At 58.8% G+C, this 16,723-nt stretch carries 13 protein-coding genes; 3 read left to right on the top strand and 10 right to left on the bottom strand.

Going from position 1 to position 16,723, the window contains the following annotated elements; all coding sequences use genetic code 11:
• Nucleotides 1-61: 61 nt before the first annotated feature.
• Nucleotides 62-1,714 (top strand): methyl-accepting chemotaxis protein, encoded by a 1,653-nt coding sequence (locus tag G482_RS19590; RefSeq protein WP_051258889.1) that lies wholly within the window; start codon nucleotides 62-64, stop codon nucleotides 1,712-1,714.
• A 39-nt stretch (nucleotides 1,715-1,753) separates the two neighbouring features.
• Here G482_RS19590 and G482_RS0109420 read toward each other — a convergent pair whose 3' ends face one another.
• Nucleotides 1,754-2,647 (bottom strand): DMT family transporter, encoded by an 894-nt coding sequence (locus G482_RS0109420; protein ID WP_028449829.1) that lies wholly within the window; start codon nucleotides 2,645-2,647, stop codon nucleotides 1,754-1,756.
• Between G482_RS0109420 and G482_RS0109415 the strand changes: the two genes are divergently transcribed.
• Nucleotides 2,646-3,533: an AraC family transcriptional regulator gene (locus G482_RS0109415; RefSeq protein WP_245575272.1), complete on the top strand. Its 888-nt coding sequence runs from the start codon at nucleotides 2,646-2,648 to the stop codon at nucleotides 3,531-3,533. The two genes, G482_RS0109420 and G482_RS0109415, sit on opposite strands and share 2 nt — an antisense overlap.
• A gap of 35 nt (nucleotides 3,534-3,568) precedes the next feature.
• Here G482_RS0109415 and nagZ read toward each other — a convergent pair whose 3' ends face one another.
• From nagZ to G482_RS0109375, 7 genes are all read right to left on the bottom strand, one after another.
• Nucleotides 3,569-5,170, bottom strand: a complete 1,602-nt coding sequence (gene nagZ / locus G482_RS0109410) for a beta-N-acetylhexosaminidase (RefSeq protein WP_028449827.1) — start codon at nucleotides 5,168-5,170, stop codon at nucleotides 3,569-3,571.
• A 39-nt stretch (nucleotides 5,171-5,209) separates the two neighbouring features.
• On the bottom strand, nucleotides 5,210-5,752 hold the full coding sequence (locus G482_RS0109405; protein ID WP_028449826.1) for an isochorismatase family protein: 543 nt from the start codon (nucleotides 5,750-5,752) through the stop codon (nucleotides 5,210-5,212).
• 86 nt (nucleotides 5,753-5,838) lie between these two features.
• Nucleotides 5,839-7,227 (bottom strand): glutamate--tRNA ligase, encoded by a 1,389-nt coding sequence (gene gltX / locus G482_RS0109400; RefSeq protein WP_028449825.1) that lies wholly within the window; start codon nucleotides 7,225-7,227, stop codon nucleotides 5,839-5,841.
• 125 nt (nucleotides 7,228-7,352) lie between these two features.
• Nucleotides 7,353-8,834, bottom strand: coding sequence for a membrane-bound lytic murein transglycosylase MltF (mltF, locus tag G482_RS18015; protein WP_051258888.1), 1,482 nt, complete (start codon nucleotides 8,832-8,834; stop codon nucleotides 7,353-7,355).
• 577 nt (nucleotides 8,835-9,411) lie between these two features.
• Nucleotides 9,412-9,672: a hypothetical protein gene (locus G482_RS0109385; RefSeq protein ID WP_028449824.1), complete on the bottom strand. Its 261-nt coding sequence runs from the start codon at nucleotides 9,670-9,672 to the stop codon at nucleotides 9,412-9,414.
• 82 nt (nucleotides 9,673-9,754) lie between these two features.
• Nucleotides 9,755-10,573, bottom strand: coding sequence for an aminodeoxychorismate lyase (gene pabC, locus G482_RS0109380; protein WP_034619404.1), 819 nt, complete (start codon nucleotides 10,571-10,573; stop codon nucleotides 9,755-9,757).
• 4 nt (nucleotides 10,574-10,577) lie between these two features.
• Nucleotides 10,578-11,894, bottom strand: coding sequence for an aminodeoxychorismate synthase component I (locus G482_RS0109375; protein ID WP_028449822.1), 1,317 nt, complete (start codon nucleotides 11,892-11,894; stop codon nucleotides 10,578-10,580).
• A 151-nt stretch (nucleotides 11,895-12,045) separates the two neighbouring features.
• Here G482_RS0109375 and G482_RS0109370 point away from each other — a divergent pair, with 151 nt between their 5' ends.
• Nucleotides 12,046-12,588: a lipocalin family protein gene (locus G482_RS0109370; protein ID WP_034619402.1), complete on the top strand. Its 543-nt coding sequence runs from the start codon at nucleotides 12,046-12,048 to the stop codon at nucleotides 12,586-12,588.
• A gap of 70 nt (nucleotides 12,589-12,658) precedes the next feature.
• Here the strand turns inward: G482_RS0109370 and G482_RS0109365 are convergent, their stop codons facing one another.
• Complete coding sequence (locus G482_RS0109365) at nucleotides 12,659-15,124, bottom strand: DUF1631 family protein (RefSeq protein ID WP_034619400.1); 2,466 nt, start codon at nucleotides 15,122-15,124, stop codon at nucleotides 12,659-12,661.
• A 247-nt stretch (nucleotides 15,125-15,371) separates the two neighbouring features.
• Nucleotides 15,372-16,613, bottom strand: a complete 1,242-nt coding sequence (gene fabF, locus G482_RS0109360; protein WP_028449819.1) for a beta-ketoacyl-ACP synthase II — start codon at nucleotides 16,611-16,613, stop codon at nucleotides 15,372-15,374.
• Between the last annotated feature and the right edge of the window lie 110 nt (nucleotides 16,614-16,723).

Genomic DNA, 16,723 nt, shown 5'->3' with positions numbered 1-16,723 from the left:
ACGTAAGGTCGGCAACTAAGCTGATTAAGCAGCTTCTGTTTATCGGCTTCGGGATCTTGGCATGACTATCTTTCGCTCACTGCATTTGCGCCTCAAACTCCAGCTGGCTTTTTTGCTGGTCTCCCTGCTCACGATCGGGGTGTTTACGGCGCAAGCCATCCAACAGGCCAGAACCGCCGCGCTTGAGCAAATTGATGGCCAACTCAAAATGGCGGCCCTCGCCTATGTGCAAATCATCGGCCCCAATTACCACGACAATCTGCCCCCGCGCGAACAGGTTGATCTCAAAGCCAAGCGGCAGGAAGCCGAACACGTCACCGCCGTGACCAAGGCGCTGGGGGTGAGCTATCTGTATACCTTTATCGTTAATGGCAGTCAGGTTACCTACACCACGGCCTCGCTCTCGGATGAACAGCTTAAAGACCCTAATCACGAGTTTTATCTGAAGCCTAGCGATGTGCCAGAAACCGATGCAGCCACCATCCGCGCAGCACAAAGCGGCAAAATCGAATTTGAAGAAAGCACCAGCCCGCAATATGGTTTTTTGCGCACGATTCTGATGCCGGTAAAAAACAGTAAGGGCGAAAACTACGTAGTGGGCGTCGATCTGGATGCCAATCTGGTTCATCAGCACATTCGCGACGCGATCTGGCAAGCGGCCTATACCGGCATCGTGATGCTGGTGGTGGCGATTGTGGTGTCGTTGCTGCTGGGCAATGCCATCGCCCGCCCGCTGGTACGCCTGCGCGACATGATGCATTCGCTGACAACCGGGGCTGGCGATCTGACGATTCAGCTACCGGTGCAATCAGGCGATGAAATCGGCCAGATTGCCACCCACGTCAACACCTTTATGGGGCAATTGCGGCAGATGTTCAGCACCGTGCGTGATGAAACCGTCAAACTCACCAGCGGTGTGCAACGCATCGATCAAATGGCGCAAATCTTGAGCCAGGGCGCGAGCGATCAAAGCGATGTAGCGAGCTCTACCGCCGCCACGATTGAAGAAATCACCGTTAGCATCAATCACATTGCGGATAATTCCCAAGATGCCGAGCGGCTAATTGAGCACACGGGCGAGGTCTCCCGTCAGGCCACTCAGCGCGTGCGTCAGGCCGCGCAGCAGGTGGGGCAGATTTCCAGCCGGGTTTCTACCCTCTCCAGCGTGATGCACGAGCTGGAGCATCATTCACAGCAGATCAACAGCATTATCGATGTGATCAAGGAAATTGCCGACCAAACGAATCTGCTGGCGCTCAATGCCGCCATTGAAGCGGCGCGGGCTGGCGAGCAAGGCCGCGGCTTTGCCATCGTGGCCGATGAAGTGCGCAAGCTGGCTGAACGCTCCAGCGAAGCCACGGTCGAGATCAGCCAGAAAATCAGCGCGATGCGCGCACAAACCCAGCAAGCCACTCACAATATGGATCTGACCACCACCACGGTGAACGATAGTGTGGAGCTAGCGGAAACCGCGGCGCTGCAAATCGAAGACATTCAGCGGCAAATGAGCGAAGTGATTGCCGGCATTAAAGGCATCGCCGAAGCCACCAGCGAGCAATCGATGGCCACCACGCAAATTGCCCAAGCCGCCGAGCGGATCAGCAATATGGCCGAAGAAGGCAATCAATCAATCGGCTCGGCGCGGCAAGTGATTAGCGATCTCAATCATCTGGCTGGCCAGCTGGGCCAGATGATCAGCCGCTTCAAACTGTAAAGTCTTCAACCGGGAAAGTGGTTCTCAAGGCTTATCCCATCAGGCTTTACTCAGGCGCAGTGGCCGGCCGCGCAGGCTAGGCCATTGCACCAGCAACACCCCGCACAAAATCCCCGCCCCACCCAGCCAGTGATAGCTCGCGAGACGCTCGCCCAAGCAAAACATCGCCATAATCGCGGTAAACAGCGGCAGCAAGTTCATGTAAATCGCCGCCTGCTCGCTCCCCAATTGTGCCACGCCCTGCATCCAGCAGTAGGCCGCCAGGATCGACGAAGCCAGCCCCGCATATAACACCAAGCCAGCTGCAGCGGGCGAAACGCTGAGCGTTGTGGCCGTCGCCGCCAGTGGCAGCAAGGCCAGCAGACTAAATAGAATCTGCACATACAAGTTAAACCAGTGCCCCAATGGCAGTTGCCAGCGCCGCAGCAAAATCCCGTACAGCGCATAGGCCGCCGTACCCAGCAACATCAGCCCATCACCACGGTTTACGCCATGCTGCCACAAACTCGCCGGCTGACCCTGTCCGAGCAGATACAGGACTCCGGCTAGCGAAACCGCTACGCCCAGCACCGCCAACTTACCGGGGCGCACGCCGAAAAGCAGCGCATTCAACAGCAAACCCAGCAGCGGCATCAGCGCACAAATCACCCCCATATTGGTGGCCGAAGTAGCATGGGCGGCAAAATAGGCCAGCGATTGATACAGCACCATGCCCAGCAGCGCCAGCGTGGCGTATTGGCCGGCATGCGCCCAGATCGCAGCCCGCGCGCGCCACACCACCCGCCAGCACAACGGCGTCAGCACCAGCGCGGCCAGCAGCCAGCGATAGAGCGAAATCGCCGCGGGGTCGATCATGCCCGCCGCCGCTTTAGACACCACGGTATTGCCCGCCCAGATCAACACGGCCAGTACCGGATACGCAAATTGAGGCATGCGCATTCTCCTTTCGATTCAATATGCCGGCCAGTCTAGCAATGACCATTTGAATGTTTATAATGAAAAACCGCCAAACCGATATGCTGAAACCGCCAAGATGGATTGCCCCTATACCCCGCTCGATCTCACCCTACCCACCCCGGCGCCGCTCTACCTGCGGCATGAAGCCGTTGAAGCGCACACGGGCTACGCGCTGCACCGGCACCCGTGGGGGCAGCTCAATCGCATTAATCTGGGTCTGCTGGAAATCACGCTGGATCAGGAAACGCTGGTCGCGCCGGCGGATTTTCTGGTGTGGGTGCCCGCCGAAGTGCCGCATGCGGCCTATATCAGTCAGGCGCTGGCCTACAGCTCGGCCTATGTCAGCCCGGAGTGGGCCGCGCGGCTGCCGGCCAAGCCGTGCTTGCTGAGCCAAACGCCGCTGGTTCGGGCGCTGTTTGATGATTTTTATCAGCGCCAAGTGCAAGCGCTGAGCAGCCCGCTCGATCAACAGCAAGCCGAGCTGCTGCTCGGGCGGCTGTGCCTCACCCCCAAGCAAGGCTGCTATCTGCCCCACAGCGAGCATCGCCAGCTAGCGCCGATTTTGCGCGCCCTGCAGGCGCAGCCCGGAGATAATCAACCGCTGAGCGCCTGGGCTGCGCAAGTGCACACCAGCGAGCGCACCTTGGCGCGGCTGTTTCAGCGCGAGCTGGGCATGAATTTTGGCCAATGGCGCCAACGGCTGCGCCTGCTCACCGCCCAGTCCTTACTCAAGCAGGGCGTAAGCATCGCCGATATGGCGTGGCAACTGGGCTATGGCAATCCGTCGGCCTTCATCGCCATGTTTCGCCAGCACACCGGCCTTTCACCCGAGCGCTATCGCCAGCAATCGCTCGATACCTAGGTAGGTATCTCCCTAGAGGCAATATCCACCAAAGCCTATACGGATATACCCATCAGGCGTGGCAAGAGTTGCTGCAATGCCGATGGGCGATTGCTGCAGGCCCCGCCACGGCTGCGGGCCGTGGGTGCCAGCGCCAGATCATAGGGATTGCGTCCGGCAATCAGCGTGAGTTTTTCCATCGGCAAGCTGGCAATCAGCGCCGCCTGCTGGGCAAAGCGGGTGGCGTTATAGCTTTGGAATACCAGTTGCGGCGCCGCAGCGGCCGCGGCCTGCACATAGGCGGCCTCTTCGGCCGTGACCTGTGGGCTAATCACAATTTCATGCACCGGCCAGCCGGCGGCCTGCAGATAGGGTAATAAAGTCCCGCGCGCGCTGACCGAGGCGCCCAGCGCCACCTCATCAATTTCGGTGCGCTGGCTCAGCTCAACGGTAACCAGCACCACTGGCTCACCCGGCAGCAACGGCGGGCCATAAAACTCGACGCCAGCAGCCTGAATCTCGGCGGCCAGCTGCAAAGCGGCGCTTGGCTGCAAGGCCTGCGGCTCGCGCGGCAAGCTGGCCCAGTCTTGCACCACGGCTTTGGCTTTCAAGGCCAAGATTCGCGCCACGCTGGCCTCGACCTGCTCAACGGCAATCAGCCCCTGTTTCACGGCCTGCGTCAGGGCCGCCACGGCGCCTTGCTGGCGCGCTAGCGTGTGTGACACCAGCGCGATATCCGCCCCAGCGGCAATCGCCTGCACCGCACCCTGCACCGTGCCATCGCCCGCGGGCCAGGCCGGATTGAGGGGACGGCGACCAATCGCATCCATCTCGAGGCAATCGGTAATGATCAGGCCCGCAAAGCCCAGCTCTTCGCGCAGCAGGCCGGTGAGCACCGCGCGCGAGAGTGTGGCCGGCGTGTTGGGGTCGGGCTCAATCGCCGGAAACACCACATGCGCCGTCATAATCGCATCTACTCCAGCCGCAATGGCCGACTTAAACGGCACCAGCTCCACGCTATCGAGCCGCGCGCGGTCATGCGGCACCAGCGGCAAGGCATAGTGCGAATCGGTGGCGGTATCGCCATGGCCGGGGAAATGCTTGGCGGTGGCCGCGAGCCCCGCGCGCTGAATACCGCGCAACGCCGCCAGGCCATACACGCTCACCGTGGCGGCATTTTCGCCAAAGCTGCGCACACCAATCACCGGGTTTTGGCGGTTATTGTTGATATCAAGGCTGGGGGCGAAATTAATATTGATCCCCAGCTGGCGCAGCTCATCGGCCGCGTAGTAATGCAGCTGCTCGCAATCGGCCGGGCTGCTGCCGCGCACCGCATGCGAGGCATAGCCCGAAGCATAGGCCATGGGCGAAGGCAACGGGGTCATGCCTTCTTCAATCCGCATCACCATACCGCCTTCCTGATCGATACCGATCAAGAGCGGTATCGTCGACACTTCGGCGTTGATTTCCTGCAGCTGCCGGCATAGCGCCGCCACCTGGCGGGGTGATTCGATATTGCGGCGGAACAAAATAAACCCGCCCACCCGCTGCTCACGAATCAACGCCGCGCTGGCGGCATCGACCGTCGTACCCGGCAGGCCCACCATCACCAGCTGGCCCAGTTGCGCTTGCAAGGTGGCACTGATCATCTGAAACATGCTTCACTCCCGGCGGCCAAACCGCCATTACGCCGGGCCTTAGGCCGCAGCAGATTGTGCTTGAAGATGGGCAAGCGGCATCACCCGAATGGGATTACCCGCCACGGCCAGATTGGCCCACAGCCAGTTCAGGTGCGCCACCAGTTGCGCTCCGCCGGCATGCGGGCGATCTTTGCTGGTATGCGCATCACTCACCACCGTTACCCGATACCCCAGGGAGGCAGCGCGCCGAACGGTCGTATCCACGCAGAAATCCGAGGCATACCCCGTGATCCACAACACCTCGATCTGTTCAGCGGCCAGCGTGGGCTGCAAGGTGGTGTCCAGAAAACTATCGGCCGAAGTTTTGGCAATCACCCAATCTGCAGGTAAACGCGCCAGCCCCGGATGCAGCGCCCACTCAGGTGAGCCCTGCGGCAAATCAGCTTCATGGTGCTGGATAAAGATCACCGGCAGCTGCCGCTGTCGCGCCAGCGCGATGGTGGCATTAATCTGCGCCAGCGTCGCGGCCCCGCGGGTGGCCGGTGGAGTTGATTCAATCAGCCCGGTTTGAAAATCAATCACCAGCAAAGCTGTCCGCATCTGTGCTTACCCGTAAAAAAGGGCAGCCGCGCTTGGCGCCTGCTGCCCTGAGTTCTGCTAATGCTCACACCAAGGTGAGCCGCCGCTTAGGCCGCCAGACGGCGCAACACTTCGTCGCGACCAATCAGCGCCAGCACAGCATCCACCGATGGCGTATTGGTAATGCCGCACACTTTGGCGCGCAGTGGCATACCCACTTGCGGCATTTTCACGCCTTGGGCTTTGACGAAGTCTTTGATAAACGCCCCCAGCGTCGCCGCATCCCAGCTCGCCAATTGCGCAGCTTCAGCGGCAAATACTTTCAGGCGCTCTTCCGACTCGGGGTCGAGATGTTTTTCCACGATCTCGGCGGTGGGCGTCAAGGCCTGATAGAAATACACTGCCTGCTCGGCCATCTCGACCAAGGTTTGGCTGCGATCTTTCAGCAGCGCGCATACCTCGGCCAGCGCTGGGCCGCCCTCGGTGGCAATGCCCTTGTCGGCCAGGAAACCGGCCACGCGCGCGGCCAGTTTGGCTGGATCGGCGGCCTTGATGTATTGGGCATTGATCCACAGCAGCTTGTCGCGGTCCATCCGGCTAGGGCTGCCGCTCACGTCTTGCAGATCAAACCACTCGACAAACTGCGCCATCGAGAATACTTCGTCATCGCCATGGCCCCAGCCCAGGCGGGCCAGATAATTGAGCAGCGCTTCGGGCAAGATACCCTGGCTGTCGTAATCCACCACCGACACGGCATCCCGACGTTTTGAGAGCTTCACGCCCTGATCGTTATGAATCATTGGCAGATGGGCAAACACCGGCACGGCGGCCCCCATCGCTTCATAGATCACGATCTGGCGCGGGGTGTTGTTGACGTGGTCGTCGCCACGAATCACATGGCTGATGCGCATATCGGCGTCGTCCACCACCACACAGAAGTTGTAGGTGGGCGTGCCATCCGGGCGAGCGATAATCAGATCATCCAGCTCGTCGTGGCTGATTTCGATGCGGCCTTTGACTTGGTCTTCCCACACCACCGAGCCACCGATGGGCGTTTTGAAACGCACTACGGGTTTGATATCGGCAGGGATAGCGGGCAGCGTTTTGCCCGCTTCGGGACGCCAAGTGCGATCGTAGCGGGGCTTTTCGCCTTTCGCTTCCGCCGCGGCGCGCTGGGCTTCCAGCTCTTCCTTGCTGCAATAGCAGTAATAGGCAGTACCATTGGCAAGCAATTGCGCGATGACTTCTTTGTAGCGCTCCATGCGCTGCATTTGGTAGAACGGGCCTTCGTCGTAGCCCAAGCCCACCCAGTGCATGCCATCGAGAATGGCGGCGACTGATTCAGGGGTGGAGCGCTCCAGATCCGTGTCTTCGATCCGCAGCACAAACTGGCCACCGTGTTTTTTGGCATACGCCCACGAGAACAAAGCGGTACGCACACCACCAATATGCAGCAGGCCTGTAGGAGATGGCGCGAAACGGGTACGAACGGTCATGGCGACTAATCCGGCAAATTCCAAAGGCGCTATTGTAATGCAAAAGCGCGTGCTCGCCGCCACCTGCCAAAACAAAGGGCGATACACCCAGGATGTATCGCCCTCTAGACTATATATTGATTGGCTTAGCGCACAATACTCTGCATGTCATTCCCAGCCATCGCCAAGCGCTCGGGGCGATTGGGCTTGAGTGTACTGTTAATTTCCAGCGGCAGGTTTTCTGGATTCAGCACCACCACGGTTTCCGAGACCACGGGCAGCACGGTTTTGCTCGGCGCTTCAAAGCGCGCGAGGATGTCGTAATACGATTGCAGGCTTTCCACAAAGATCACCGGCTCGCCACCGCGGGCGTAGCCATATTTCAGCGTGCTGAAGTATTCGGGCTTGCGCAGCAGCGGCAGTACCGATTTCACATCCGCCCAGCTGTTGGGGTCTTTCTTCATCCGCACCGCCAGCGTGCGCGCATCAATCAGATGGCCCATGCCGATGTTGTAGGCGGCCAGCGCCAGCCACGTGCGATCAGGCTCGGGCGCGCGATCAGCCAGGGTGTCTTTCAAGAGCTGAATATATTTGGCGCCGCCAATAATGCTCTGATAGGCATTGGTGCGATCGACATTCATGCGCTGCGCAGTTTCATTGGTCAGCATCATGATGCCGCGTACGCCGGTGGGCGAGACCGCTTCAGGGTTCCAGTGCGACTCTTGGTACGACAGCGCCGCGATCAGGCGCCAATCCAGCCCGGTGGTGGCTTCGGCTTCTTTAAACCATTTTTTATAGCGGGGCAGCGTGTTTTGAATGCGCCCCAGATAGGCCAGCGCATCGAGCTGATCTACGCGATTTACGTGCCCGTAGTAACGATCCAGCAGACGCCGCAGCGAGCCATCGGCCAATTGCGTCTGGAAAAACTCGCTAATCTTGGCCTGCAGCTCGGTATCTTGCTCCGGCATCACCCACGCCAGCTGTTGCCGGCTGGCAATCTGGCTGGAGGTCATGATATTCGGGTAGTAGTTTTGCGCGACTTCGGCCGCATGCGAATCCACGAGCGCGAATTCCAGCTTGCCTTGCGCCACTTGTTCGATCAGCGCTTCGCTCTCGCCCGCGCCCACCACTTCCCAATGCAGGGCTGGGGCCGTTTGCTTCAGCTTTTCCAGTGCCGGCACATACTGCGGCAAGGTGCTGAGCGTCGCCAAGCCTTCCTTGATCGCTTTCAGTGCGGTTTCTTCGCTGGTTTTACCGCTGAACACCAGCCGCGCTTCCACGTCCTGATAAGGCGTGCCATAAATCAGGCCAGAAACCTGATCCAGTGGGCCACCCACGGCCAGATGCGCCTCACGGCGCTGCAGGCGCGCCAGCATATCGCTGTAGCTGCTGCTGACCTGGAAACGCACTTTCAGCGCGTTGCGTTCGGCAAATTTGGAAATCAGGTCGTATTCCAGACCGGCATAGTTACCCTCGGCGTTCACATACAGTGACGTCGGGCCGTTTTGCACCAGCACGATGAGTTCTTTCGAGTCTGCCCACGACAATGCGCGCTGCGCCGGAGCTTGTTCCATCTCCCCGCAACCAAACAGTAACAATGTGGACAGTGCTAGCAAAAACCGCTTCATGCCTTCCCTTCGCTAAATTCGAACGGACGGATTTTGCCTGCATGCCCTTGAAAATACAAACAAAAATCCCTGCCAAACATTACCATTGGCTAATAAAGCCAGTTTTCCTACCGGCAAAAAGCAAGACAAAATCAAAATCAGAGAAATAAATAAGAAAGCAAAAGCAAATTTCTTGTAATTATTTATTGTCAGCCTGGACAGCAAGACGGAAAGCGCAGCGACCTGCAGCTTGGGCGGCGGTGAGCGTGAATGACAACGGCAAGGGCGAAGATTGCTAGCCAAACTGGTGATTGCTGGCTTTGCTGACGGAAACTGCGCGAAAAGTCAGCCTCACTTACATGATGTAAGCATTTTACGACTTGCCAAGCCGGCGCATTTACGCTTGCAAGACCGACAAACGGTAGCTCCTTGACAGGGCTGTCAGGGAGCTTTTTTTCGGTAAAAAAATGTACGAGCGCGAAAAAAAGACCTTTCGCCTAGGCAAAACAGCGATTTTTTGCTTATTTTTTAGGCAAAAATGGGTAAAAACAGCCGATCACCCGCAGTGAGCGCGCTCACACCCGGCGAAACTGAGCGCTTATTTTTGGCAATATTTCGCAAAATCGGCCCGCACCACCTGCTGGCGCTGCTGCATCTTCTGGATATCGTAGGATTTGTTATTGGCTTTACCGGTTAAACGCCGGGTAATCAGCTCATCTTCCTTCGCGAGCTTGGCGCAGCGTTGCGCTTCGAGCGCCGCCAGCTTGGCCGGATCGGCCTGATAATATTGTGGTGTCGAATTGGCCTGCGCGAACGCGCTCAGGCACAGTAAAGACAGACACAGACGACGCAGCAACATGCGGGGCAACTCCGGCAAAAAATAGAATTAAATAATACGCGAATTTGGCAGGCACTTCGCCCCGCCCTGCGCCGGGCTGTACTTAGGGCAAACGCGCCAGAGCCGCCTGCCACTCAGCGGTGAGCGCTGGCCGCGGCAAAGGCTGGCCATCCCAGCTTGCCACCGGCAATAAACCCGATAGCGAATTACACAGCCACAGCCCTTGCAGGCCGGCCAGCTCGGCGCGCGAAATCGGGCGCTCACTCACCGGCCAGCCCAGCTCAGTTGCAGCGCGCCAGCTTTGCGCCCGCGCCACGCCGGCGACCCCGGCGCTATCTAAGCGCGGGGTGCACAGCACGCCATCCAGCAGCACCCACACATTGCTCATCACCCCTTCGATGAGCAAGTCTTCGCGATCAAAGAGCAAGCCTTCGTAAATGGCCGGATCCTGCCATTCGCGGCGGGCCAGCACACTCTCAAGCCGATTCAGGTGTTTGATGCCAGCCAAGGCTGGCTGCCAGCTGGCGCGAGTGGTGCAACTGCGCACCGCCACGCCAACCTGCGCGTATTCAGCTGGGTAGCTCGGCAAAGGGCCGAGCTGAACAATCCGGTTCGGGGTTAAATCCGCGGGCGCGGCATAGCCACGGGCGCTCTCGCCACGGGTGAGGATAATTTTCGCGGTTGCGTCTTGCGGGCCCTCGGCTAGTAATTGCTGCAACTCTGCGCGCAGCAAAGACGCGGGCGGGCATGCAATCCCAAGGCAAGCCGCATCGGCCGCCAGCTTGGCCATCTGCTCGGCCCACCAGCAGGGTTGGCCTGCTACGACTTTAATAGTGCGAAAAACGCCGTCGCCATATTGCAGGCCGCGATCGGCCAGATGAATGTGCTCGGCTGGCTGGCCATTGAGCAAACGCCGCAGCATGGTTTTATCCTTCAACGCCCAAGGCGCGTAATAGCCCGCGCGCTTTGTGGCGGGTTTCCAGTAATTCGCGCTGCGGATCGGAATCCGCCACAATGCCGGCGCCACAGCGGAAATATAACTGCTGGCCGCGCTGGATAAAGGTACGGATCAGGATATTCAAATCCATACTGCCATCGCGATTGATATAGCCCAGCGAGCCGGTGTAGCCCAGCCGCGGCCGATCTTCCAGCTCGCGAATAATCTGCATGCAGCGCACTTTGGGGCAGCCGGTAATCGTGCCGCCGGGAAACAGCGCGCGCAAAACATCTGCCGCAGTTATACCCGCCCGGGTATAGGCCCGGATATTAGATTCGATATGGTGCACAAAGGCATACGTCTCGACGGCCATCAGCTCATCGACTTTCACGCTGCCAGGTACGGCGATCCGCCCCAGATCATTGCGTTCCAGATCCACCAGCATAATGTGCTCGGCACGCTCTTTGGGGGTATTAAGGAGTTTCTCTTTCAGCCGCGCGTCTTCCTGCGGATCGGGCGAGCGGGCAAAGGTGCCGGCAATGGGTCGCGTTTGCACCACGCCGTCGCGCACACTCACCAGCCGCTCGGGCGAGCTGCTAACAATCTGCGTCGTGCCTAAATTCAAATACGCCGAAAACGGCGCCGGATTGGCCACACGCAAATGCGCAAACACATCCAGCGGCGCACCGGCGGCCAGCGTAACATCCCAGCCGCGCGAGAGGTTCACCTGAAACACATCGCCGTCATAGATATATTGCTTGGCCCGCTCGGCACCGCAGATAAACGCCTCGGGCGCGTCTTCGCTAATTGCGGCAATCTGTAAAGGCTGGGCTTGCCAGGCCTGAGCGCTGGCGAGCAAGGCCTGCAACTGCGTTAATTGTTCGGGTGTTTCGGCGATCAGCGTAGCGCGCTGAGTTTCCCGCTCGATCAACACCGCCGCCGGGCAACGCAGCAAGGCGCCCAATGGCGTGGCGGCAAATGCCTCGCCGGCGCTGGCGTACTCACGCGTGGGCACGCTCGGCTCGAAGGTTTCCAGTAATTCATAGCCGGCGTAGAGCAACCAGCCACCATGAAACGGCCATGGGCTTGGCTCCACGGGCGCGATTGGCAAGGCCGCCAAGTCGGCCACCAGCTGGGCGCCTTCATCGGCGGCATACAGCCGCTGGCTTTGCGGTAAAGCCGGCAGAATATCCCAGCCCTGGGTGCGGGCTGATTGCAAAATAGCCGGAAACGCCTGCGGGTGGCTGGCCACCAGCGCCTGCAAATCGGGCACCTGATCAAGAGGGGAAGTGTAAACAGCGTGCATGCGCGCATTGTAATGGCAAAGCGGCGCGCGGACGATACGGATCTTCCGCGCGGCAACAGCGTAACCTGCGCCCAAGGCATGCGCTAGGGGCTTGCGAAAGCGCCCGCTCGCCACCACACTCCCATCATCTGTGCTAACTCTGGAGCGCCCGATGCCACTCAGATTCGCCCTTTTCGCCTGCCTGCTCGCCCCAAGCCTCTGGGCCGCCGAGCCCGCGCCGGTGCGCAGCGTGCCGCAATTGGCACTCGAGCGCTACGCAGGCCAGTGGTATGAAATTGCCAAACTGCCGATGTTTTTTCAGCGCCAATGCATGAGCAACACCACGGCCAATTACAGCTTAAACCCCGATGGCTCGATCAAGGTGGTCAATCGTTGCCGCAAAGAAGACGGCAGCGAAATCGATGCCACCGGCCGCGCCACCGTGGTGCCCGGCAGCCAAAATGCCCAGCTGGAGGTCAGTTTTTTCTGGCCATTTAAGGCCGACTATTGGGTGATTGGCTTGGCGAATGATTATCGCTGGGCGGTGGTGGGGCAGCCCTCGCGTAAATACTTGTGGATCTTGGCCCGCACCCCGCAACTGAGCGAAGCCGATCTGCAAGCTGCGCAACAGATCGCGGTGAGCCAAGGCTATGATTTACGCGAATTAAGCTACACCCCACAAACTAAGGGTATAGCCACCGAGGGTACAAAATAAAAGGATCTGTGAGCAATACACTACCCAGTGTATTGCTCACCCAGCGAGTTGATCGCCCTAGCTGGCCGCCTTAGGCGGCCTGCCGATCGAGTGCATCGGCGGTATTGAGCAGTGATTCCATCGCGCGCTCGAACAGCGGCGCTTGCTCCAGCCAGCGGGCCCGGCCCGTTTTGAGCAGACGCTTAAACACATTCACGCCCAGAATCGATGGCGGCGCGTCATCGCCCAAGCGCAATAGCAAGCGGGTTTCGTTCGGGCTCATCCAGCACAGCTGGGCAGGGCGCAGCTGCCCGGTTAGATTGATTTCCAGCGGCACCCCATCCCGCAGGCGGGCAAATAGCGCTTCGTTGCTCAGCTCTTCCGGCTCGTTGGCCGCAACAGTACCCTGCACTACCGAGGCCAGCGCAGCTTCGGCCGCCTGATCCATAAAGCCGATTTCGGCTTTCAGCTCGGCAATGGCCTGATCGAGCAAGACCGGATTCACCTGTTCCAGCTCTTGGCTCGGCGCTGCGTCTTGCGGGTCTTTTGCCTGCTCGCTGATGTAGTCGGCCATCTGCGCGCGCAACTGCGCCATCGAGGGCACTTCCAGCGCGGTGCTTAAAGTGCCGGCAATCGCGGCGCGATGGGCATCGATCAGATAGCTTTTAAAGCTTTGTTGCTGCGCAGCCGACCACGGGGTGAGTTTTAAGCCTTCACTCAAAACGCCAATCAGCCGCGGAATCATGCCTAGCAATTGCTGTCGGTCTTCGCGCTCGATTTTCGGCGCGATGCTCCAGAGTAATTCCGGCACAAAAATCCGAAAGCGCAATGCTTGCACTTCATCGGTGCGCTCCGCATGCTCGATCGCATACGGCCACAGATTGATCAGAAAATCCTGCAATAGCGCATCAAGGGTAAAGGGTGCCAGCGCTTGCGCGGTTTGCGCGGTGATACGGGCGTAGCGCAGGGTGCGGCTTTCGGCGTTTTCAATCGCTTGGCTGGCGCGTTGGGCGGCATCGTCCAGCGCACGCAATTCGCGGGCGATGAATAGATCCAGCTCATCCAGCATGCGCGCAAATAGCTCAACGCTTTCATCATCGTTGCCCAGCAGTGCTTCGATAATGCGACGAATTTCGCCGGTAATCCGCTCGGCTTTGGGGTCGAGCTGCTGCAAGCCCTGAGCAATCGAGCCAATGCGATTGACGAGCAAGCGGGCCGGATGGTGTTTTTGCGAAAACAGCGCCGGGTCTTGCAGCGCCGTTTTCAGCACCAGCCATTGCAAGCGCCCCAGCTGGGCGCGGATTTCGGCCGGCACTTGGCTGTCGCGCAAGATAAACTCAAACAGCATCCCCACCACATCAATAATCATCTGTTCATTGATGTCTTGGGTGGCTTCGGTGAGCTCAGTACGTTGTTCCAGAATCAGGTTGCGCACCTGACCCTGCGCATCCAGCGGCGCCTCTTCGGCTTGGCCATGCCGCAGCTGGCTAATTGCCGAATCCAGCGTGGCACTGACCACCTGTCGGCCTTGCTGCATTGGCATATGTCCTGCCAGCAGCTGCCGAATCGAACTACCGATTTGTCGCACCGAGCCTAACCAGCCCGCCACCACCCGGCCAGCTTGCGCCGCCAGATCTTGGCCGGGTGAATAGGCCGGCTCTTCATGCGGATACAGAGCGTGCTGGCGCATCATGTCCGACCATTGCTCCAGCCGGGCACTGGCCCACGCCCCGGTTTGCACCGGTGCCGATTCGTTGGGTGGCAAATAGCTGCCATCCATTTGCGAAACAGGCCCACTGGCAAAGCCATTGGCTTGGCTGGTGTCGACCTCGGTGCCATGATCGAGCCGTGGTGCGGCATCAGCCTGTAGATCGGCATTCGTCATATGCCGCATCTGCTGCGGATCGGGTAGCTGGCGCACTTTGAGTTGCAGTTGCGCGGCAATACCATGTGCCGCCAGCAGCTCATTGAGCCCGGCGTAAAGTTCTGCCACATGCTTTAGCAGTTGCTCGGCAATGGTATCGCACAGTGGCTCTTGTAATTCGGGCTCAATGTGTAATTGCTCCAGCGCGCGAGTGAGCGAGCGGGATAATAAATAGGGGCGGAACGGGTTTTCACGCTCATTGATGTCATCCTGCCCAAACAGGATGGCCATGCGGATATTCAGATCGCGCAGCTGCTCTTCGGCCGCGTTGCGCAGGCGGGTGGTGAGTTCATCGATTTTGAGCTCACCATCAAATTCGCCCGCATCCACCAGCGACAAACTGGCACTGGCAAACGAGGCGCTAAAGGATGGTCGGAAAGTGCTGTAGGCCGTTTGAAAACTGCGGTTCAGCAATTGCTCCAGCCCATCGGCCAGCTCGATTTTCCATCCCGCCTCACGCGTCATCACTGCGGCGCGGGCGTCGAGCATTTTGCGCTGTTCGCTCAAACTGGTAGCGCGATCCGCTTTGATAAACAGCGCATCGGCCGTTTGCGTCAGCATATCGGGCAAGAGTAAACCGTAGGCGCGTAAAAAAGCCGCGCGCGTAGCGGTTAAGAGTTCATTCCTATCCATACCTATCCATTTTTTGCGCAGCGAAACGAGGATGGGATAGCCCCGTATTTTGTGTTGTAGCCCGTTTCGCTGATTTTCTTGTCATTTTTTGAGTGCGCCAAGATTGTAAGGAATCCAGATTGCAACTTGCATGTATTGCACGCACTAACCGACCAATGGTATTCGACCATAGGCTGAACGGCAGGGCAATAAAAAAGCCGCTCAAAATGAGCGGCTTATTGGCAATGATACCAAGCTGATGCGGGAATCAGATTTTGCGGAACACCAGCGTACCGTTGGTACCACCAAAACCAAAGCTATTCGAGATGGCGACATCAATCTTCATCTCGCGGGCGGTATTGGCGCAATAGTCCAGATCGCAACCGGCTTCGAGGTCTTGCTCGAAAATATTGATGGTAGGTGGCGATACTTGGTGATGCAAGGCCAGGATCGAATACAAGGCCTCAACCCCGCCTGCCCCGCCCAACAAGTGGCCAGTCATGGATTTGGTAGAGTTCACCACCACGTTTTTGGCGTGATCACCCAGCGCAATCTTCAGCGCATTGGTTTCGTTCGCGTCACCCAGTGGCGTTGAAGTGCCGTGTGCATTCACATAATCCACATCGGCGGCGTTCAGGCCAGCATCACGCAGGGCGTTTTGTACGCCGCGCGCCGGGCCATCCGCATTCGGTGCGGTAATGTGGTGCGCATCCGAGCTCATGCCAAAGCCAACCAGCTCGGCATAAATCTTCGCGCCACGTTTTTTCGCGTGCTCGTATTCTTCCAGCACCAATACGCCGGCGCCCTCGCCCATCACGAAACCATCGCGGCCTTTATCCCATGGACGTGATGCCGTTGCCGGATCATCGTTGCGCGTTGACAGCGCTTTCATGGCAGCGAAACCACCGATCCCCAGCTTAGAGATCGCGCCTTCCGCACCACCGGCCACCATCACGTCAGCATCACCGTACTGAATCATCCGCATTGAATCCCCGATACAATGCGCGCCGGTGGTACACGCCGAAACGATACCGTAGCTCGGGCCTTGATAGCCTTTGATGATCGACACGTGGCCGGCAATCAGATTCACCAGCGAGCCGGGAATGAAGAACGGGCCAATTTTACGCGGGCCGCCGTGCACAACGTCTACGCCTGTGTTTTCAATCAGGGGCAGACCACCAATGCCGGAACCGATATTGACACCGACCCGGGTTTTGTCCAGATTGGCCACGTCATCCAAGCCCGCGTCGGCCACGGCCTGCAAGGCTGCGGCGATACCGTAATGAATGAACACGTCCATGCGACGTGCATCTTTCGGGCTGATGTATTGGCCAATATCGAAATCTTTCACTTCACCAGCGATCTGACACGCCAGATCGCTCGCATCAAAACGAGTGATCATGCCGATGCCGGATTTGCCGGCCAGCAGGTTGGCCCAACCCGTAGCAACATCATTGCCGACGGGGGACACTTGACCCAAACCGGTAACAACTACTCTGCGTTTAGACACGTGGGGGTACTCCGCTTAGGTTTGCCGGGCTTGCCGGCTAACACAGAATGCTGATCGCGCCAGCCAAGACTGGTTCAAACAGCTGTTTCTGCGCCAGATAAAATAAAACC

The organism is Chitinibacter tainanensis DSM 15459 (assembly GCF_000429785.1).
GTDB classification, from domain to species: domain Bacteria; phylum Pseudomonadota; class Gammaproteobacteria; order Burkholderiales; family Chitinibacteraceae; genus Chitinibacter; species Chitinibacter tainanensis.
The sequence above is the reverse complement of the archived record's forward strand: the minus strand, read 5'-3'. Positions and strand labels throughout refer to the sequence as shown.